The following is an 18,252-nucleotide window of genomic DNA, read 5'->3' as shown; positions in this document are numbered from 1 at the left end:
GCATCAGGCGGCGATCGCGGCCGGCTTGGTCTCGACGTAGTCGTAGAAGAGCGCGGTCGTGTACAGCAGTCGCATCTGCGCGCCGATCTCGCAGATCTTCAGGCAGCGGGCCTGCAGTTCGGGCGTGTTGGCATGCTCGAGGACGATCTGGTAGCCGCGCTCGCCATGGATTTCGTCGGACACGATATGCAGGTCGAAGAATTCCACTTCCTCGTCCGTGAAGCCGTACTTCTCGCGCAGCGTCGGAGTCTGCTTGCGATAGATCGACGGCACCTGCGATTCCAGGCCGACGACGAGGCCGGCGACCGCGACGACCGGGTCTTCACGCATCGCCACGGCATAGCACCAGCTTTGCAGCCCGCGCGTGGTCGGCGACATGTTGTCCGGGTCCACGACGCGCTCGCGCGTGGTGCCGCAGGCTTCGGCAAAACGGACCAGCAGGTCGGTGTGGCGGTCGCCACCGATTTCCTCTTCGTACATGTTGGCCAGCAGGAAGTCCTTGGCCTCGGTCATGTGGTCCGGCGTGCGCGCGTAGATATAGGCGAGGTAGTCGGCGAACGGGCCCACGTAGTGATAGTGGTTCTCTGCCCAGCGCGCCAGATGCTCGCGCGTCAGCGTGCCGCCTGCCCATGCCTTGCTGAACGGTGCCTGGTTGGCGCTCTTGCCCTTGATCGCGTTCTCGAGGGCGGCGCGGAAGTCTTCGCGGTTCATCAGTTCTGCCATTTTGTGGGCTCCTTGACTGGGATGGAATGAAGAAGGGGAGGGGTTTGGGTGCGAGTCATGCGGCCCGGGCTTCCCGGGCTGCGGTGATCCGCTGGTAGGCAACGCCGGCGAGGGCTATGTCCTCGAGGCCGACGCCGACGGATTTGTAGATGACGATGTCGTCCGCGCTATGCCGAACGGTGTGCCGGTCCAGCAACACATCGCCGAGCTCGACGATCTTGTGATCGGGCAGCACGGACGGATCGGCCAGCACGAGGTCACCCGCTTCGCGCAGCGATTGCGGCCGCCATTCGACGACCACCGTGGCGGCGCGCGCCAATGCCGTGTCGTCGAGCTCGCGCGTATGCGGCAGGCTCGAGCCGATGGCCGCGACGAACGCGCCCCGGCGCAGCGACGCGCCGGCGAACAGCGGTGTGGTCGAGCGCGAGGCGGTCACCACGACATCGGCCTCGGCCACGCACGTTTCGGGCGTGGCGAACGTGGCCGGGATCCCGCACTGCGCGGTCAGACGTTCCGCCACGGAGGCGTCGGCATGCGGGTCGCTGATCAGGATGCGTTCCAGCGGCAGCGCCGCCGACAGCTGCAGCGCGTGCTGCACACCCTGCGTGCCCGCGCCGAACAGCGCGAGCGTTTGCGCGTCGGGGCGCGCGAGCCGCTGCGCCGCCAGTACCGTGCACGCCGCGGTGCGCAGCCGGGTGATCGCACCGGCATCGAACGATGCGAGCGGCGCGCCACTGACGGTGGAGAACAGCAGGATCACGAAAGAGAACTGACACGCGATCGTCGTATACACCTTGGCGCCCGCCACCTGCTGATCCGGAATGACCGCGCCCAGCGTGGACAACTTGACGCCGCCGGCCTCGGTGCGGATGCGCTCCTGCATGGCCGCGCGATGCTGGCCGAAGCTGCGGAACGCTTCGAGCATGGCGGCCTGCGCATCCGCCGCGCTGACATGGCGGTCGATCTGTTCGTCGGTGATATGGAGCATGAGTGGGCTGTCGTGACCGTTGGGGGCTGCAATTCGGTATACAGTCTACACATTGCCAAAGAAATTGCTAGCGGAGTTTTTGGGGCATGGCGCAGGGCGCGCGCAGTCGATAACGGTGCGGGATGCGCTGAAACCGTGCAGTGGTGCGGTTTCTGGCACTACATAGGGGTGACGGCACGGAGTTTCCCTAACCTTGCCGGTTTTCGCTTGTGTTTCGTTTGCGTCGGAATATAGTATACGAAACGGAAATTCAATCACTCATCAAACCTGCCCCCACAAGGGCCCCACATCAGGGGAGCCTCATGCAACCAACGGTAGAGATCGGCATTGCCCATTGGGTATATCTATTGGGCGTCGTGGTCATCGTGCTGACCATGATCCTGCGCGCCAACGTCGTGGTGCCGTCGATCGTCGGCACCTTCTGCGTCATCCTGGCCATTACCGGCAATCCCGTCGAAGCGCTCGGCGGCATCTTCGGCGCGAGCCTCGTGGCGGCGAAAGAGTTGTTCAACATCTTCCTGGTGATCGCGTTCATGACCGCGCTGCTCAATGCGCTCAAGACATTGCGATCGGATATCCGGATGGTCGAGCCCTTCCGCGTGATCATGAAGAACGGGCATAGCGCGTACTTCATCCTCGCGGGCATTACCTATGTGATCTCGCTGTTCTTCTGGCCGACGCCGGCGGTGCCGCTGGTCTCGGCGATTCTGCTGCCGGCGGCGATTGCCGCGGGCCTGCCGCCGCTCGCGGGGGCCATGGCCATTGCGATCGCCGGGCAGGGCATGGCGCTATCGTCGGACTACGTCATCGGCGTGGCGCCCGGTATCAGCGCCAAGGCGGCCGGTGCGGCCGTCAGCGCGGCCGTGGTCGCGGACCGCGCGCTCGTGCTGTCGATCATTACGGGCTTTATCGCGCTGGCGCTGGCGTACCTGTCCATGCGCCGTCATATCGTTCCGGCCAGCGGCGCGCTGCTCGACCGGTGGCAGGCCAAGGCAAACGGCATCGATCCGGAGGTGGAAGGCACGGGGACGTTCGACAAGGCCGAGATCGCGCGCGGCACGTCGCACGACGAGCCCCTCGTCACCGACGCCAATATCGAACGCAGTCTTGCCATGGTGGAGCAGCGCCGCATCAAGTGGTCCAAGTTCTTCGCGGTGCTGACACCGCTGGCGTTCGTGTGCGTGGTCTCGCTGATGGTGCTGCCGAAGGTGGCCAGCGGGATGCCCGACCTCAAGGGCGGTGCGGCTGCCGCGCTGGTCGGCGGCGTCGCGGCCGTGCTGATGATGCTGGCCACGCTGGCCGCCGAGGGTCCGCGCCGCATGCTCGACGTTTGCCCCGAACACATCACGGACGGCTTCGTGTTCGCGTTCAAGGCGATGGGTTCGGTGCTGCCGATCGCGGGCTTCTTCTTTGTCGGCGCGGGCGAGACCGCCGCGCAGATCCTGGGCGTGGATGCCGGCAAGGCACCGAGCCTGCTGTTCGAACTGATCCAGGCCTACCAGCACATGATTCCCGACAACCACGTGCTCGTGGCCTTCGGCGTGCTGCTGGTCGGCATGATCACGGGCATCGACGGCTCCGGCTTCGCCGGCCTGCCGCTGACGGGCACGCTGGCCGGCGCGCTCGGTCCGGTGGTCGGCTTCGACTCCGCGACGCTCGCCGCCGTGGGACAGATGGGCGCGGTATGGACCGGTGGCGGCACGCTCATCGCGTGGTCGTCGCTGATCGCCGTGGCCGGTTTTGCGCGAGTGCCGGTACTCGAGGCCGTGCGCGCACTGTTGTTGCCGGTGATCGCGGGGCTCGTCGTGTCGACGATCTGCGCGATGGTTATCTGGCACTGACCGCTACACGTTGGAACCTATATGCCGAAAGTTGTCTTTCACAAGAACGGCCAAGTCTTCACGGACGAGGTAAAGCCCGAAACGAATCTGGTCGTGCGCGCCGGTATCAAGCAGTTTCCGTATCCGAACCTGCGATACGAATGCGGCATGGGCAAGTGCTCGAAGTGCGCCTGCAAGGTGCTGGCCGGTGCCGAGCATCTGCCGCCCCCGAACTGGAAGGAGAAGAAGCAGCTCGGCGAGCGTATCGAGCAGGGCTTTCGGCTGGCCTGCCAGATCTGGCTGACGCACGACATCGAGTTGTGCCAGGAAGAGATGCCGGCATGATGTACGTCATCCTCACCAGCAAGCCGGGCCAGTTTCGCACCGAGCCCATGGAAGGCTCGCTCGACGACATCCGGCCGCTGGAAACCTATGACTACATGTTCTATGGCCGCGCCACCGCGAGCTTCGTGATCGCCGAACTTCACCAGCCGGTGAAGGTGCGCGTGATCGACGAGTCCGCCGGGCGCGAGGCGGAGACGATCAACCTGGTGCCATCGAAGTTTCTCGAACGGTTCGACACGCTGGACGCCGCGCGCGCGGCGCTCCAGGACCTTGCCAAGTTCGGGACGATGGACCTTTCGCTGAAGAAACGATGACACAGGACACGCTGGGCACCGCGCCCGCCACCGAGGCGACCCCCGCCGCAACGCCCGCCGCAACGCCCGCCGCAACGCCCGCCGCAACGCCCGCGGAACGCACGACCGTCGAGGTGACGTTCGTGACCAACGCGGGCAAGACCGTGACCGCGCCGAGCAACAGCAACCTGTTGCGCATCTCGCTGCGCGAGCAGGGCGGCATACCTTTCAAGTGCGGCGGCGGTATCTGCGGCACGTGCCGCTGCAAGATCGAGACGGGCCTCGCGAATACCGACGCGGTCAAGCCGAAGGAACGCAAGCATCTGTCGGAACAGGACCTCGCGGACGGCTACCGCATGGCCTGCCAGACGTTCGTCAACGGCGATATCGCGGTGTCATGGGGTAATTAAGCGGGAGCCGGAGCCTACGCGGCCTGCTTCGCCATCAGCGCCAGCAACTCCGCGTTGAAGCGCCCGGGGTCCTCGTAGAACGTGCCGTGGCCGATGGCTTCGTAGATCGAGAGCGTCGAATGCGGTACGAGCTTGTGCGTGTACTCGCTCATCGCCACCGCGGAGATCTGATCCTCGCGGCCGTGCGTGACGAGCATCGGCACGCGAACCGCGCGTAGCGTGTTGTCGTACGCCGCGGGCCGTCCGGCCAGCAGCTTGCGCACGGCGACGGGCGTCTTGGCGTTGAAGCGTTCCATCTGTGCGAGTTCCGCCGCGCTCGGTGGGCGCGCGAAACATGCGCGCAGGAACGCTTCGGTGCCTTTCTCCGCTTCCATCGCATCGTCGGACATCATCGGCACCATCAGCCGCGCGGAACGTCCTTGCCCGAACGGCGCGCTCGTCGACGTCGCGGCCACGTAGTTCAGGCTGCCGATTTCTCCATCGCCGAATGCGGTCAGATAATCGTTGACCACGCGGCCGCCATAGGACCACGTGACGATGGCAGGTTTTCGCGCGCCCGTTGCGCGGATCACCGATCGGACGTCTTCGGCCCAGCGTACGTTGTCGTGATAGGCCTCCTTGACGAGTGGCTTGCCGGAGTCGCCATGGCCGCGCAGGTCGAACGCGATCAGGCGCAGATGCTGGAGTTCCGGCGCGGACATCTGCTTTGCCCAGCTTTCATGACTCTGCGCGAAGCCGTGGATGAAGATGACGGGACGGCCGTTGGGGTTGCCGGTCTCGAAGACGGCAAGCTCGACGCCGTCGCTGGCGGAGGAACGAATGCGGGTCGCGCGCATGGAGGCTGGATCCGAGGTACCCGTCTGGGCGGTACTCGCTGCAGGGCGGCTCGCGCAGCCGGTGCCGGCCAGCGCGGCGGCAAACGCGGCCGCGCCGGCCCGCAGGAAGCGTCGCCGGGCGGGCAGCGGCATATCGGATACTACGTCGGAATGGGCAGAAGCGGAATGGGAAGAAGTCAAGGCGGTCTCCTCGTGGCGGCGTGTGCTGGCGGATGCGGGCCGGCAACGCAGCTCTGTTTGAACGATGGGGACAGCCTAAACGACACTTCGCCAAAGCCAAAATGGCGAATTTAGCTTCTGATGATCGACGGTGTCGATGGATCAGGCAGCCTTGCGCGTGTCCGCCGCCGCGAGGTTGCCGCCGTCGCGCGCGGGCTTGATGGCGCGGCTGCGTTCGCCGTCCACGCTCACCGGTACATCGCCCGCGATGGTCACGCGGCGCACGATACGGCGCGTGTCGCCATAGTCGTTGATCGCGTAGTGCTGCGTTGCGCGGTTGTCCCAGATGGCCACGTCGCCGGCCTGCCAGCGCCACCGCACGGTGTTCTCGAGCCGATGGACATGGCTCTGCAGGACCGAGATCAGATGCGCGGAGTCGCTGGCGGAATAGCCAAGCAGGCGCTTCACGAAATGCCCGAGCACGAGCGTGCGCTCGCCGGTTTCCGGATGGACGCGCACGACCGGATGCTCGGTCTCGTAGACGGTGCGCGTGAACACGTCGCGATAATGCTGCGCATCCGGGCCGTGTGGCAACACGCGCGAGCCCGCGTAGTCGTAGTCGTTGGTGTGCAGGGCCCAGAGCTTGTCGGCAAGCTCGCGCAGCGGCGGCGGGAGCTCCTCGTATGCCGCCGCGGTGTTGGCCCATACCGTATCGCCGCCGTAAGTGGGCACCTCCACCGCGCGCAGCACCGACACCTGCGGATAGGCGAGATCGAACGTGACATCCGTATGCCACGAGTTCGCGCGGCCACCCCCGTGCTGCGAATCCAGCTCGAGCAGATACTGCGTGCCCGCGCGCACGGGCACCGTCGGATGCGGGACGGGCGGGCCGAACAGCGAGCCGAACGCTTCCTGCGTGGCATCGTCGAGATGCCCCTGCTCGCGGAAAAACAGCACCTTGTGGCGCAGCAGTGCCGCGCGGATGGCGTCGAACGTCGCACCCGGCAGGTCGCCGTCAAGGCGCACGCCGCGGACTTCGGCGCCGATGCGTCCCGAAACGGGGCGTACGTCGAGTTCGATCTGGGTGGGGTTCTGTGTCATGGACTCGTCTCCCTGTTGTTTGGGATGGGCAATGCTCCGCACCATACGCCGCGGGGCGAGCCGCGCAGAACGAAGGAATTCGCGGTTGGATATGGACGGCCGGCGCATATCGGCATGCGTAAACGTTCGTTCGCGCGTGCCCGACGGGTCCCTATATTGGGTGACCCATCTCTTTCCCGCCCTTGTCATGTTCCAGAAATTTGTCCGGACGCTCCTGCTGCCCGCCACCCTGGCGCTGCTTGCGAGTCCGCATGCCTCCGCCGCGCCGGCGGCGGAAACCCCGCGCACCGGCGGCACGCTGACCACGATCATCCAGCCCGAACCGGTCATCCTGACGTCCGCGCTCAATTCGGCCGCCCCGACGGGTTTCTTCAGCGCCAACGTGTTCGACGGCCTTGTCGAGTACGACAACGATTTCAAGCTCAAGCCGGCCCTGGCCGAGCGCTGGGACATCTCGAAGGATTCGAAGACGCTGACGTTCCATCTGCGGCCCAACGTCAAGTGGCACGACGGCAAGCCGTTCACGTCGGCCGACGTCAAATGGACGCTCGAGAACGTCTGGAAGAAGCTGCATCCGCGCAACCAGATTCTGTTCGGCAAGGTCACGCAGGTGGATACACCGGATCCGCTCACGGTCGTCCTGCACTTCTCCGAGCCGTCGCTGGCGGTGCTGAGTTCGCTCAACAGCAATGGCGCGCAGGTACTGCCGAAGCATCTGTACGAAGGCACCGACATCCTCAACAACCCGTACAACAACAAGCCGGTGGGTACCGGCCCGTTCGTGTTCAAGGAATGGAGCAAGGGCAACTACATCGTGCTCGAGCGCAATCCGAACTACTGGGACAAGGGCAAGCCGTACCTCGACAAGATCGTATTCAAGGTCATTCCCGACGCAAGCGCGCGTGCCGCCGCGCTGGAAAAGGGCGAGGCGCAGTACGCACCGTTCAATCCGGTGCCGCTCAAGGATGCGCAGCGTCTGGCCCAGCTGCCGTCGCTGAAGCTGGAGACGCGCGGCTACGACTGGATTTCGCCGTGGCTGTTCATGGACGTGAACCTCGATCGCCCGTACTTCAAGGATGTGCGCGTGCGCCAGGCGCTCGCCCATGCGATCGATCTCAACGCGCTGAACAAGGTCGTCTGGTTCGGTTTTGGCAAGCCGGCGGTCAGCCCGGTCGTGTCGACACTCACGCAGTTCTTCAACCCGGCGGTGCCGAAGTACGCCTATGACCCGGCCAAGGCCGAGGCGCTGCTCGATGCGGCGGGGCTCAAGCGTGGCGCCGATGGCAACCGGCTCAAGATCCAGATCGACTATCTGCCGTATGGCGACGACTACAAGCGTAGCGCCGAGTACATCAAGCAGGCGCTCAAGCGGGTCGGCATCGACGTGAATGTGCGCACGCAGGACACGCCGACGTATACCAGGCGCGTCTACGGCGATCGCGACTTCGATCTCGCGGTGGTGTGGTTCGCCGGCTTCGCGGATCCGCTCGTCGGGGTGACGCGCGCCTATCGCGCCGACACCGTGGGCAAGAACATTCCGTGGTCGAATGGTTCCGGCTACCGTGGTGAGGAGGCCAACAAGCTGATCGACGAGGCACAGGGCTCGCCTAGCCAGCCCGAGCGCGTGGAACTGTTCAAGCGCTTCCAGACCGTCGTGCAGAACGACCTGCCGTCCGTGCCGCTGCTCGAACTGCGCTTCTTCACCGTGCAATCGTCGTCGCTGCGCGACACGGTCAGCGGCGTGGATCAGATCTACGCATCGCTGAAGAACGCATGGTTCGCGCAGCCGCCGGGTGCGAGCGCGACGGTGGCACGCGCCGATGCTGGCAAGTAATCGGTATTCCCTGGACAGGCTTGCGCGGCGCCTCGCGCAACTGGCTGGCGTGGTGCTCGGCATCGCGGTGGTGAACTTCTTCCTGCTGCGGCTGGCGCCCGGCGACGCGGCGCAGGTGCTTGCGGGCGAAGCGGGTGCCGCCACGCCCGAGTACCTCGCCGCGCTGCGCGCGCAGTTCGGCCTCGACCAGCCGTTGTGGGTGCAGCTGTACAAATACCTCTGGCATCTCGCGCAACTCGACCTCGGCTACTCGCATCGCCAGGGCATGCCCGTGTTCGACCTGATCGCGCAACGGCTGCCCGCCACGCTGCTGTTGATGGGCGCCAGCATCGCGTTCGCGGTGGTCGTCGGTGCGGGCCTCGGGGTGCTGGCGGCGGGCCGCGCGGGTCGGCTGCTCGATACCGCCATCTCCGCCGCCGCGCTGCTGTGCTTTGCCACACCGCTGTTCTGGATTGGGCTGATGCTCGTGCTCGTGTTCTCGGTCTGGCTGGACTGGCTGCCCGTCGGCGGCATGTTCACGGTCGAATCGGGCTACACGGGCTGGCGCTACGCGCTCGACGTCGGGCAGCATCTGGTCCTGCCCGCGATCACGCTGGGGTTGTTCTATATGGCCGTGTATGTGCGGCTGATGCGCGCCAGCATGATCGAGGTCCGGCGCCAGGACTTCGTGCGGACGGCCGTGGCCAAGGGCGCGCCGGCACCGCGCGTGCTCACGCGTCACGTCCTGCGCAATGCGCTGCTGCCGCTGATCACGATGATCGGCGTGCAGGCGAGCTCCGTGATCGGCGGCGCGGTGATCGTCGAGACGGTCTTCTCGTGGCCCGGGCTCGGACGCACGGCGTTCGACGCGCTCTATCAACGCGACTACAACCTGCTGCTGGGCATCCTGCTGTGCAGCTCGGTGGTCGTGATCGTCGTCAACTGGATCGTGGATGCGGTCTATGCGCGCGTGGATCCGCGCATCCGTTTGCCGCATTGAGTTCGGGGAGTCGTTCATGTCTTCGTCATCTCCATCGTTGCGCGGCGACGCGGCATCGCTGATCGATGTCGCGGCCGCCGATCTGGCCGAGCCGCTCGCGCCAGTGACGGCGCGCCGGCACGGTGCGCTGCGCCGGCTGCTGAGTTCCCCGAGCGCGTGGGTCGGCACCGTGCTGCTGCTCGCGGTCGTGGCCGCCGCCGTCACCGCGGGCTGGCTGTTTCCGGGCGATCCGCTCGACATGGCGACCGAGCCGCTGCTCTGGCCGGGACGCGACGCCGCGTATCCGCTGGGCTCCGACATGCTCGGGCGCGACATTCTTGCCGGCCTTTTCCACGGGGCGCGCGCATCGCTGACGATCGCCGCGGTGTCCACGGCGATTGCCGTCGTGCTCGGTGTGGCGGGTGGCATTGCCGCGGGTTACTACGGCAACGACTTCAACGGCCGCATCGATCGCGCGTTCGGTGTCGTGACCACGTTCTTCCAGACCATTCCGTCGTTCCTGTTCGCGCTGGCCATCGTCGCGGTGGCGCAACCGTCGATCGGGAAGATTGCGCTTGCCATCGGCATTACCTCATGGCCCGCGCTCGCGCGGCTGGTACGCGCGGAGGTATTGCGGCTGCGGCATGGCGACATGGTGCTCGCCAGCGAGGCGCTCGGCGCGAGCGATGCGCGCATCATCGCGCACGACATCTTGCCCAACGTGCTGACGCCGGTGCTGGTATCGGCATCGCTGATGGTCGCGACCGCGATCCTGACCGAGTCGAGCCTGGCCTTTCTCGGGCTTGGCGATCCGAATGTGGCGAGCTGGGGCAACATGGTCGGCGCGGGCCGCGAGGTGTTGCGCACCGACTGGTACGTCTGCGTGCTGCCGGGCATGGCGATCGTGATCACGGTGCTGGCCCTCAACCTGATCGGCGACGGGCTCGCGGCGGCGTTCGATCCGCGCGGCGCTCGATAGGATGCAAGACAAGGAGCACCGATCATGACGCAACTATTGCTGTCGCTACGCGGGCTGACCGTGAACTATCCGGGCGCCGAGCGCCCCGCCGTGGCATCGCTCGACCTCGACGTCGGCGAGGCCGAAACCGTTGCGCTCGTCGGCGAGTCCGGCTGTGGCAAATCGACGACCGCACTGGCCATTCTCCGGCTGTTGTCGCCATCCGCGCGCGTCGATGGGCGCATTCTGCTCGACGGCCGCGATCTGCTGGCATTGCCCGAGCGAGAGATCACCGCGGTACGCGGCAATGTCGTCTCGATGATCTTTCAGGAACCGATGACGTCGCTGAACCCGGTGCATACGGTCGGGGAGCAGGTCGTCGAAGCGCTGCGCCTGCATCGCCCCTTGCCGGCGCAGGCGGCCATCGCGCGCGCCGTGGAGCTGCTCGACCTGGTGCGTATTCCGGAGCCGCAGCGGCGCTTTCATGCCTACCCGCATCAGCTGTCGGGCGGACAGCGGCAGCGCGTGATGATCGCGATGGCCATCGCCTGCTCGCCGCGGCTGCTTGTGGCGGACGAACCGACGACGGCGCTCGACGTCACCGTGCAGGCGCAGATTCTGGCATTGCTCGATTCGCTGCGCCGCGAACTCTCGATGAGCGTGCTGCTGATTACGCACGACCTCGGTGTGGTCTCGCGCTGGGCCGATCGCGTGGCGGTGATGCACGATGGCCGCAAGGTGGAGGAGCAGCCGGCACGCGCATTGTTCGATGCACCGCGACACGACTATTCCCGCGCGCTGCTCGGCGCATCGCTGAGCGGCGTGCATGCGCGCGGCGAGGCACCGCATTATCGGCGGGCGCGTTTGCCGGAGCTGCGCGTCGATCGTCGCGCGGACGGCACGGCGGCGTCGTTCCGGCTCGTGCAGCCGGTGCCCCGTCAGCCCACGCCGCGGGCGGAAGCCGCCGCGCCGCTGATCCGCGTAGAGGGCCTCGATGTCGTCCATCGCACGGGCCGCCATGCCGCGCATGCGGTGCGCGATGTGTCGTTCTCGATCGCCGCCGGCGAAACGGTGGGGCTCGTGGGGGAATCGGGGTGCGGCAAGTCGACGCTCGCCCGCGCGATTCTCCGTCTCTCCGACCATGATGGCGGGCGAATCGTTTTCGACGGCACGGATATCGCGGCGATCTCGCGGCGCAGGCTGCGTCCGTGGCGCGGTGCGATGCAGCTCGTGTTCCAGGATCCGTACGGCTCGCTCAATCCGCGCAAGACCGTTGGCGCGTTGCTGGAGGATGCGCTACGCATCCACGGCGTGTCGGATGCCCGCGTGCGACGCGACCGTGTGCACGCGATGATCGAGCGCGTGGGTTTGCCGGCCTCGGTACTGCGGCGGTACCCGCACGAGTTCTCGGGCGGCCAGCGGCAGCGCATCGGCATTGCACGCGCATTGATCGTGCAGCCACGGCTGCTCGTATGCGACGAGCCCGTGTCCGCGCTCGATGTCTCGGTGCAGGCGCAGGTGCTGAATCTGATTGCCGACCTGCAGGCGGAATACGGCCTGGCGTGCCTGTTCATCTCGCACGACCTTGGCGTGGTTCGCTATATCGCGGACAGAGTGCTGGTCATGAAGGACGGACAGGTGGTGGAGAGCGGTGACCGCGAGCAGATCTGGACGGCGCCGGCGCATCCTTATACGCGGCAACTGCTCGACGCCATTCCATCGTTCGCCGCGCGCTGAGACGCGCGGCGGCGGCCCTTGAGCGGCCCTTAAGCGGCCCTCATGCGGCCTTGCGTCCGGAAGCGCGACCCACGGGACGCGCCAGCCCCAGATGGTCGCGCAGCGTGCGGCCTTCGTACTCGGTGCGGAACAGGCCGCGCCGCTGAAGAATGGGCACCACGCCATCGACAAAGGCCTGCACGCCATCGGGCAGCACGTCGGGCATCAGGTTGAAGCCGTCGGCCGCGCCGTTGAGGAACCAGTGTTCGATATCGTCCGCGATCTGCTCCGGCGTGCCCACGATCACGCGATGGCCGCCACCGCCCGCGAGTTCGCGGATGAGCGCGCGCACGGTCAGGCCGCGTTGCTGCGCGAACGCCACGGTTGCGCGGAAGAACGTATGGTTGCCGTTCGCGGGCAGGACGAGGTCCGCGGGCAGCGGCTGGTCCAGCGACAGGCGGTCCGCGGAGATGCCGAGCGTGCCGGCCAGGCGGTTCAGGCTGTAGGACCACGGAATCAGATCGACCAGCGCATTGCGGCGCGCGATCGCTTCCGCTTCCGTCGCGCCGATGATCGTGGTCAGGCCGGGCAGCACCTTGACCGCGTTGGGTCCACGGCCAAGCACTTCGGCGCGCTGGTTGATCTCGGCGCGATAGGCGTGGGCTTCCTCGAACGACTGCGCCGCCGAGAACACGGCCTCCGCATGCAGCGCGGCGAGCTCGCGGCCGTCGGACGATCCGCCGGCCTGGAACAGGACCGGATGTCCCTGCGGCGGGCGCGGCTGGTTGAGCGGGCCGTGCACATCGAAGAACGGGCCGTGATGCGCGATGGGCTGTAGCTTCGCGGTATCGACGAAGCGCCCGGAGGACTTGTCGCCGATGAAGGCATCGTCCTCCCAGCTATCCCATAACGCCTTGACCACACGCGTGAATTCGTCGGCGCGCGCGTAACGCTGCGCGTGATCGGGTGGTGCCAGGCGTCCGAAGTTGCGCGCGGAGCCGGCATCGGCCGTGGTCACGACGTTCCAGCCCGCACGGCCATTGCTCACGATATCGAGCGTGGCAAAGCGGCGCGCGACGTTGTACGGCTCGTTGTAGCTCGTGGACAGCGTGGCGACGAGGCCGATATGCGTCGTCGCCCCGGCCACGCAGGCGAGCAGCACGGTGGGCTCCAGCGCGGTGATCGGGCGAAAGTCGATCTGGTCCGCGATCGATGCGTTATCGGCGAGGAATATCGCGTCGAACTTGCCCGCCTCGGCAATCCGCGCGAGGCGGATGTAATGCTGGATATCGAGGAACGCGCGCGGGTCGGCATCGGGCACGCGCCATGCCGAGGGCACGAATCCCGAGTGCAGGGCGTTGAGGTTCAGGTGAAGCTGGCGCCGTGGCGCGGCCTGGGACATGAGTGTGTTCCGTGGGGTGTGTTCCGTGGGGTGTGTTCCGCGGGGATGCGTTCCGTGTTGAGACGAGCGCGCGCGTCAGAACACGCGGCCTTCGGTCAGGTGCGTGGTTTCGCCGTTGAGGTGATAGGCCCCGACGACGCGCGCCTTGTGCAGCAGCGGGTTGTGGCTGAAGATCGTACGCAGGTTGCGCCAGTGGCGATCGAAGTTGTGCGCGCGCGCCGTGAAGGACGCGCCGCCTGCTTCGAACATGCGCTCGCCCGCATGCAGCGCGAGCTTGCTGACCACCAGTTGCGTCTGCGCGGTGGCGAGCGCGCCCGCCAGCACGAGTTCTTCCGCATTCGCGGCACCATTGGCGAGCGCGTCGGCCGAGCGGTCGAGCGCGCGCGCGTTCTCGCGCACGAGGCTGTCGATCGCATGGCTGTGCGCGGCAAGGTCGCCGATCACGCCCTGGATAAAGTGGTCCTCGCGCGCGCTCGGCGCGGGGCTGTGCAGTGCGGGACGTCCATGCTCGAGCACATAGGTGCGCGCATCGTGCCACGCATTCCGCACGATGCCGGCCGCCACGGCAACCAGATGCAGCTGACGCAGCGCGCCGCAATGGCGGCCGACCAGCGTGGTGCTGTCGCGTGGTGCCACCTCGTCGGGCAGGACTTCCACGTTGTCGAACAGCAGGCTGCCGCTGGCCGTCATGCGCTGGCCCATGCCGTCCCAGTCATCGACGATGCTGAAACCGGGCCGGTTGACGGGGATCACGATCAGCACGGGCTCCCCATCGGCGCCGAGCACGTTGATGCGCGCGTAGTCCGAGAAGGCGGTGCCGGTGGCGTAGTACTTGCGGCCCGAGAGCAGATAGCGATCGCCGTCGCGGCGCAATGCCGTCTTGATTTCACCGGGGCGCGATGTGGTGCGTTCGGTGGAGGCGCCGCCGAAGATCGCGCCGTCCACGATGCGCCGGATCTGCACGTCATGGAAAGCCGAGCGCGGCGAGAGCCGCAGCACTTCGGTCTGGTCGTAGTGGATGCGCAGCGCATGCGCGACGTTCGACTCTTCCGCGGCAATCGTCGTGATGGCATCGAACAGATCGACGAGCGTGCCGCCGAGTCCGCCCCATGCCACGGGCAGACGCAGCGCGCCGAGGCCGGACTTGCGGAACAGCGCAAAGCCTTCGTACGGGAGCACGCGGCGCGCTTCACGCGCGGCGGCATCGGTGCCGATCTGCCGCGCCAGCGCCGGCAGGGCGTCGAGCGCGGTTTGCAGCGGATAGAGCGAGTCGAGCGAATCGATTTGCAGCGGGGCGTTCATGAAACCTTCCTGTCAGCGACACATGACCTGCAAGCATATGACCGGCGCCGTGCCGCTGGAACGAAGGAATCAGGATATGGATATATGCTTCGGCGCGCGTCAGTCCTTCGCCGCGAGCGAGAAGTTCGCCTGCCACACGTTCTGGCTCACGACCACGGGCGTCGGAATCAGCTTCTGCTCGTGGAACAGGTCCGCCACGCGCTGCTGGGTCGCCGCCACTTCGGCGGTGACCGGCGTGACGCCGTACGGCACGCGCTTGAGCCACGTCTCGACGATCGGCACGGACAGGCCGAGCGACGGCGCGAGGATACTGGCGGTCTCCGTCGGATGCTTCGTCACCCACAGCCCCGACGTGCGCAGCTGCTCGAGAATCGCGTTGACCGCTTTCGGATGGCCTTCCGCAAACCGGCGCGTGGCCTCGTAGAAGTTGAAGGGCGACGGCACGCCTTCATAGTCGGCAACGGTGCGGACCTTCAGCGATTGCTGCGCCAGCGCGTAGTACGGGTCCCACACGACCCAGGCATCGACCTTGCCGCTCTCGAAGGCGGCGCGCGCGTCGGCCGGCGGCAGGTAGATCGGCTGGATATCGGCGAACGACAGGCCGTTCTTCTTCAGCAGCTGCACGAGCAGGTAGTTGGAGCTCGAGCCTTTCTGCAGGGCGATGCGCTTCCCCTTGAGATCGCCGACCGTACGGAACGGCGAGCTCTCGAGCACGAACAGCGCTTCGTTGCTCTTGCCGCCGGGCTCAGCGCCTACGTAGACGAAGTCCGTTTTGGCGGCCTGCGCGAACACGGCGGGCGGCGCACCCGTATAGCCGAAGTCGATACCGTTGGCGTTCAGGGCTTCGAGCAATTGCGGACCGGCGGGGAATTCCTTCCACTCGACCTTGTAGCCGAGCGGTGCCAGTTTTTTCTCGAGCGATCCCTGTGCCTTGAGCACGGCGAGCAGGCCGGCCTTCTGGAAGCCGACGCGAACGGTCTGGTCGGCTGCGTGGGCCGGCGCGATGAAGGCGATGCTCGCGAGCAGCGCGCTTGCGCCAAGGGCGGTGGTGATCCGGCGGAGCCAGGGAGTCAGGTGGGCCATGGGTCGTTCCTGTCGAAGATGGGATGGGACTGGCAATAGTCGCCAGAATCCATACCCGACGGGAACGAACGTATTGTCATGTGCGCATGCGAAGCGGCCGCATGACGTTATGCGGCCGCTGGTGGTGGGTCGGTGTCGGCCGATGCGCCGCGATCAGTATTCGGTCACCGGCGCGTGGACCGGTGCGATCGATGCGTGCGGGGTCTGCGTGCGCTGGGCGGCCTTGTGGACCATCGTGTAGGCGTAGTCGATGCCCATGCCGTAGGCGCCCGAGTGTTCCTTGGCCAGGCCCGTCACGGCGTCGTACGTTTCCTTGTTCTTCCAGTCGCGCTGCCACTCGAGCAGCACCTGCTGCCACGTCACAGGCACCACGCCGGCCTGGATCATGCGCTGCATCGCGTAGTCGTGCGCTTCCTTGGTCGTGCCGCCCGAGGCGTCGGCCACCATGTAGATCTCGTAATCGCCTTCGAGCATCGCGCTCAGCGCGAACGTGGTGTTGCAGACTTCGGTCCACAGACCGGCCACGACGATCTTCCTGCGGCCGTTGGCGGCCAGCGCGTCACGCACCTTCTGGTCGTCCCACGAGTTCATCGAGGTGCGCTCCAGCGTTTCCTTGCCGGGGAACACGTCGAGCAGTTCGGGATACGTGTAGCCGGAGAACGAATCGGACTCGACCGTGGTGATGGTGGTCGGCACGTCGAAGATCTTTGCTGCCTTGGCCAGGCCCACGACATTGTTCTTCATGGTCTGGCGGTCCATCGACTGCACGCCGAAGGCCATCTGGGGCTGATGGTCGATGAAGATCAGCTGGCTGTTGCGCGGGGTCAGGACTTGCAGCTTGGCGTTCGACATGGTTTCTCTCCGGAAAAGGTAATTCAATAAGTTTGAGGTTGTTGTTGGGCAGTGCTAGCTGTGCTGCGCTGTCCATGGGTTGAACTATAGCGGTCGCCTTCCCGGAGAAAGTCGGCTATCGCTGTCATAGTTATTCAAAATAATTGAATAAAAATCAGGAGGCCTTCAAGGCACGGCGTGTATGGATGCGCGTGGAGACGATGGACGTGACGAGGCTGCCCACGCCGGAGACGCCCATGATCCAGGCCATCGTCCACGGCGTGCCGTCGGCGCACCAGCCTACGAGCGCCGCGCTCAGGATGCCGCTGCCGTAGTGCATCGCGCCCAGCAGCGACGAGGCCGAACCGGCCTTGTGCGGGAACGCGGCCAGCGCGCCCGCGACGGAGTTGGCGACGATAAAGCCGTTCATCGACATATAGAAGAACAGCGGCAGCACGAGACCGGGCAGCCCGCCCCAGCCGAAGCGCGCGTCGAGCGCGAGCACGATGCCCGATAGCGCGAGCATCCATGTCCCGAGATGGAACAGCCGCGCGCTGCCGATGGCGCGCAGCAGCCGCGCGTTGAGGAAGTTCGCCGCCATCATGCCGAGCACGTTGAAGCCGAACAGCAAGCCGTACATCTGCGGCGACACGTGGTAGTACTCGATATACGCGAATGGCGTGCCGATGACGAACGCATAGGCGCCCGCGTAATAGAAGCCGCCCGACAGCCCGTAGCCGATCAGCCGCGCATCCTGCGCCAGCGCGACATAGTCCTTCAGCACGTAGCGCAGCGGCGTGGTCACGCGGCGCGCCGGCGGCAGCGTCTCGGGCAGGAAGCGCAGCGCGCCGATGGTCAGCAGGCCCACGATCACGAGCGTCCAGAAGATGCCCTGCCAGTTCCAGAACGAGAGGATCTGCCCGCCGAGCAGCGGCCCCGCCAGCGGCGCGATGCCCATGATCAGGATCAGCGTGGACAGCATGCGCGCCCCGTCTTCCCGCGCATAGAGGTCGCGCACCATGGCGCGCGCGAGCACCGGGCCCACGCTGGCACCGAGTGCCTGCACGACGCGCCAGCCCATCATCTGCCACACCGTGTCGGACAGCGCGCAGCCGGCCGATCCGATCACGAAGAGCACGAGGCCCGCGACGATCGGCAGGCGGCGGCCGCGCCGGTCGGCGATCGGGCCCCACAGCAGTTGCCCGGCCGTAAAGCCGATCAGGAACGCCGACAGCGTGAGTTCGATGCTGGCCGCGCTTGCATGCAGCTCGCGTGCGATGGCGGGCAGCGCGGGCAGGTACATGTCGGTGGAAATGGACGCGAACGACATCAGCGCGCTGAGAATCAGCATCAGGCGCAGCGGATTGCTGGCTGTGACAGGCGCGACAGGCGTGACGGGTGCGGCGGCGGAGGGTGGGGCGGGTGCGACGGGTGTGGCGGTCGGTGTTGGCGGGCAGGGCTGCATTGCGCGGAGAGGGAGGGGGCGACACATC

General features: G+C 66.4%; 17 protein-coding genes. 8 read left to right on the top strand and 9 right to left on the bottom strand.

The genetic code is table 11. The annotated features are described in order from the left end of the window. Positions 1-3: 3 nt before the first annotated feature. Positions 4-723: a TenA family transcriptional regulator gene (locus tag FOB72_RS25515; RefSeq protein WP_150375486.1), complete on the bottom strand. Its 720-nt coding sequence runs from the start codon at positions 721-723 to the stop codon at positions 4-6. 55 nt (positions 724-778) lie between these two features. After that, positions 779-1,711: an ornithine cyclodeaminase family protein gene (locus tag FOB72_RS25510; protein ID WP_150375484.1), complete on the bottom strand. Its 933-nt coding sequence runs from the start codon at positions 1,709-1,711 to the stop codon at positions 779-781. Between the two features lie 302 nt (positions 1,712-2,013). Here FOB72_RS25510 and FOB72_RS25505 point away from each other — a divergent pair, with 302 nt between their 5' ends. The 4 genes from FOB72_RS25505 (at position 2,014) to FOB72_RS25490 (ending at position 4,579) form a co-directional block, all read left to right on the top strand. Further along, complete coding sequence (locus FOB72_RS25505; RefSeq protein WP_150375482.1) at positions 2,014-3,552, top strand: hypothetical protein; 1,539 nt, start codon at positions 2,014-2,016, stop codon at positions 3,550-3,552. A 21-nt stretch (positions 3,553-3,573) separates the two neighbouring features. Continuing rightward, complete coding sequence (locus tag FOB72_RS25500) at positions 3,574-3,876, top strand: 2Fe-2S iron-sulfur cluster-binding protein (RefSeq protein ID WP_150375480.1); 303 nt, start codon at positions 3,574-3,576, stop codon at positions 3,874-3,876. Then, positions 3,876-4,190: a ferredoxin gene (locus FOB72_RS25495; RefSeq protein WP_150377407.1), complete on the top strand. Its 315-nt coding sequence runs from the start codon at positions 3,876-3,878 to the stop codon at positions 4,188-4,190. Before FOB72_RS25500 ends, FOB72_RS25495 begins: the two co-directional genes overlap by 1 nt. Positions 4,191-4,303: 113 nt before the next feature. Then, the gene (locus FOB72_RS25490; RefSeq protein WP_223851798.1) at positions 4,304-4,579 is read left to right on the top strand and encodes a 2Fe-2S iron-sulfur cluster-binding protein; all 276 of its coding nucleotides are present in this window, start codon (positions 4,304-4,306) and stop codon (positions 4,577-4,579) included. A gap of 14 nt (positions 4,580-4,593) precedes the next feature. On the opposite strand, the gene FOB72_RS25485 is transcribed toward FOB72_RS25490, so the two are convergent. Both FOB72_RS25485 and FOB72_RS25480 read right to left on the bottom strand, forming a co-directional pair. Then, positions 4,594-5,595 (bottom strand): alpha/beta fold hydrolase, encoded by a 1,002-nt coding sequence (locus tag FOB72_RS25485; protein WP_150375476.1) that lies wholly within the window; start codon positions 5,593-5,595, stop codon positions 4,594-4,596. A 141-nt stretch (positions 5,596-5,736) separates the two neighbouring features. Further along, on the bottom strand, positions 5,737-6,675 hold the full coding sequence (locus FOB72_RS25480) for a TauD/TfdA dioxygenase family protein (protein ID WP_150375474.1): 939 nt from the start codon (positions 6,673-6,675) through the stop codon (positions 5,737-5,739). A gap of 187 nt (positions 6,676-6,862) precedes the next feature. Here FOB72_RS25480 and FOB72_RS25475 point away from each other — a divergent pair, with 187 nt between their 5' ends. The 4 genes from FOB72_RS25475 to FOB72_RS25460 are packed head-to-tail and all read left to right on the top strand — an operon-like array spanning position 6,863 to position 12,162. Continuing rightward, the gene (locus tag FOB72_RS25475) at positions 6,863-8,509 is read left to right on the top strand and encodes an ABC transporter substrate-binding protein (RefSeq protein ID WP_150375472.1); all 1,647 of its coding nucleotides are present in this window, start codon (positions 6,863-6,865) and stop codon (positions 8,507-8,509) included. After that, positions 8,496-9,488 (top strand): ABC transporter permease, encoded by a 993-nt coding sequence (locus tag FOB72_RS25470; RefSeq protein ID WP_150375470.1) that lies wholly within the window; start codon positions 8,496-8,498, stop codon positions 9,486-9,488. Before FOB72_RS25475 ends, FOB72_RS25470 begins: the two co-directional genes overlap by 14 nt. 16 nt (positions 9,489-9,504) lie before the next feature. Beyond that, positions 9,505-10,446 (top strand): ABC transporter permease, encoded by a 942-nt coding sequence (locus tag FOB72_RS25465; RefSeq protein WP_150375468.1) that lies wholly within the window; start codon positions 9,505-9,507, stop codon positions 10,444-10,446. Positions 10,447-10,470: 24 nt separating this feature from the next. Then, the gene (locus FOB72_RS25460; RefSeq protein WP_150375466.1) at positions 10,471-12,162 is read left to right on the top strand and encodes an ABC transporter ATP-binding protein; all 1,692 of its coding nucleotides are present in this window, start codon (positions 10,471-10,473) and stop codon (positions 12,160-12,162) included. A gap of 40 nt (positions 12,163-12,202) precedes the next feature. Here FOB72_RS25460 and FOB72_RS25455 read toward each other — a convergent pair whose 3' ends face one another. The 5 genes from FOB72_RS25455 to FOB72_RS25435 all read right to left on the bottom strand — a co-directional run bounded on the left by FOB72_RS25455 (position 12,203) and on the right by FOB72_RS25435 (position 18,110). After that, positions 12,203-13,543, bottom strand: a complete 1,341-nt coding sequence (locus FOB72_RS25455) for an LLM class flavin-dependent oxidoreductase (protein WP_150375464.1) — start codon at positions 13,541-13,543, stop codon at positions 12,203-12,205. A 75-nt stretch (positions 13,544-13,618) separates the two neighbouring features. Beyond that, a complete protein-coding gene (locus FOB72_RS25450) occupies positions 13,619-14,845 on the bottom strand; it encodes an acyl-CoA dehydrogenase family protein (RefSeq protein WP_150375462.1) in 1,227 nt (408 codons plus the stop codon). A gap of 99 nt (positions 14,846-14,944) precedes the next feature. Next, positions 14,945-15,928: a sulfonate ABC transporter substrate-binding protein gene (locus FOB72_RS25445; protein WP_150375460.1), complete on the bottom strand. Its 984-nt coding sequence runs from the start codon at positions 15,926-15,928 to the stop codon at positions 14,945-14,947. A 153-nt stretch (positions 15,929-16,081) separates the two neighbouring features. After that, positions 16,082-16,780, bottom strand: a complete 699-nt coding sequence (locus tag FOB72_RS25440; RefSeq protein ID WP_150374063.1) for a hydrolase — start codon at positions 16,778-16,780, stop codon at positions 16,082-16,084. Between the two features lie 154 nt (positions 16,781-16,934). Beyond that, a complete protein-coding gene (locus FOB72_RS25435) occupies positions 16,935-18,110 on the bottom strand; it encodes a Bcr/CflA family multidrug efflux MFS transporter (RefSeq protein ID WP_223851568.1) in 1,176 nt (391 codons plus the stop codon). Positions 18,111-18,252: the final 142 nt, after the last annotated feature.

Origin of the sequence: Cupriavidus pauculus (assembly GCF_008693385.1) — a bacterium.
Lineage (GTDB): Bacteria > Pseudomonadota > Gammaproteobacteria > Burkholderiales > Burkholderiaceae > Cupriavidus > Cupriavidus pauculus_D.
The sequence above is the reverse complement of the archived record's forward strand: the minus strand, read 5'-3'. Positions and strand labels throughout refer to the sequence as shown.

Coding starts and splice junctions, on each gene's coding strand:
- FOB72_RS25515 (WP_150375486.1), bottom strand. CDS start 723: ATGGCAGAACTGATGAACCGCGAAGACTTCCGCGCCGCCCTCGAGAAC.
- FOB72_RS25510 (WP_150375484.1), bottom strand. CDS start 1,711: ATGCTCCATATCACCGACGAACAGATCGACCGCCATGTCAGCGCGGCG.
- FOB72_RS25505 (WP_150375482.1), top strand. CDS start 2,014: ATGCAACCAACGGTAGAGATCGGCATTGCCCATTGGGTATATCTATTG.
- FOB72_RS25500 (WP_150375480.1), top strand. CDS start 3,574: ATGCCGAAAGTTGTCTTTCACAAGAACGGCCAAGTCTTCACGGACGAG.
- FOB72_RS25495 (WP_150377407.1), top strand. CDS start 3,876: ATGTACGTCATCCTCACCAGCAAGCCGGGCCAGTTTCGCACCGAGCCC.
- FOB72_RS25480 (WP_150375474.1), bottom strand. CDS start 6,675: ATGACACAGAACCCCACCCAGATCGAACTCGACGTACGCCCCGTTTCG.
- FOB72_RS25475 (WP_150375472.1), top strand. CDS start 6,863: ATGTTCCAGAAATTTGTCCGGACGCTCCTGCTGCCCGCCACCCTGGCG.
- FOB72_RS25470 (WP_150375470.1), top strand. CDS start 8,496: ATGCTGGCAAGTAATCGGTATTCCCTGGACAGGCTTGCGCGGCGCCTC.
- FOB72_RS25465 (WP_150375468.1), top strand. CDS start 9,505: ATGTCTTCGTCATCTCCATCGTTGCGCGGCGACGCGGCATCGCTGATC.
- FOB72_RS25460 (WP_150375466.1), top strand. CDS start 10,471: ATGACGCAACTATTGCTGTCGCTACGCGGGCTGACCGTGAACTATCCG.
- FOB72_RS25455 (WP_150375464.1), bottom strand. CDS start 13,543: ATGTCCCAGGCCGCGCCACGGCGCCAGCTTCACCTGAACCTCAACGCC.
- FOB72_RS25450 (WP_150375462.1), bottom strand. CDS start 14,845: ATGAACGCCCCGCTGCAAATCGATTCGCTCGACTCGCTCTATCCGCTG.
- FOB72_RS25445 (WP_150375460.1), bottom strand. CDS start 15,928: ATGGCCCACCTGACTCCCTGGCTCCGCCGGATCACCACCGCCCTTGGC.
- FOB72_RS25440 (WP_150374063.1), bottom strand. CDS start 16,780: ATGTCGAACGCCAAGCTGCAAGTCCTGACCCCGCGCAACAGCCAGCTG.
- FOB72_RS25435 (WP_223851568.1), bottom strand. CDS start 18,110: ATGCTGATTCTCAGCGCGCTGATGTCGTTCGCGTCCATTTCCACCGAC.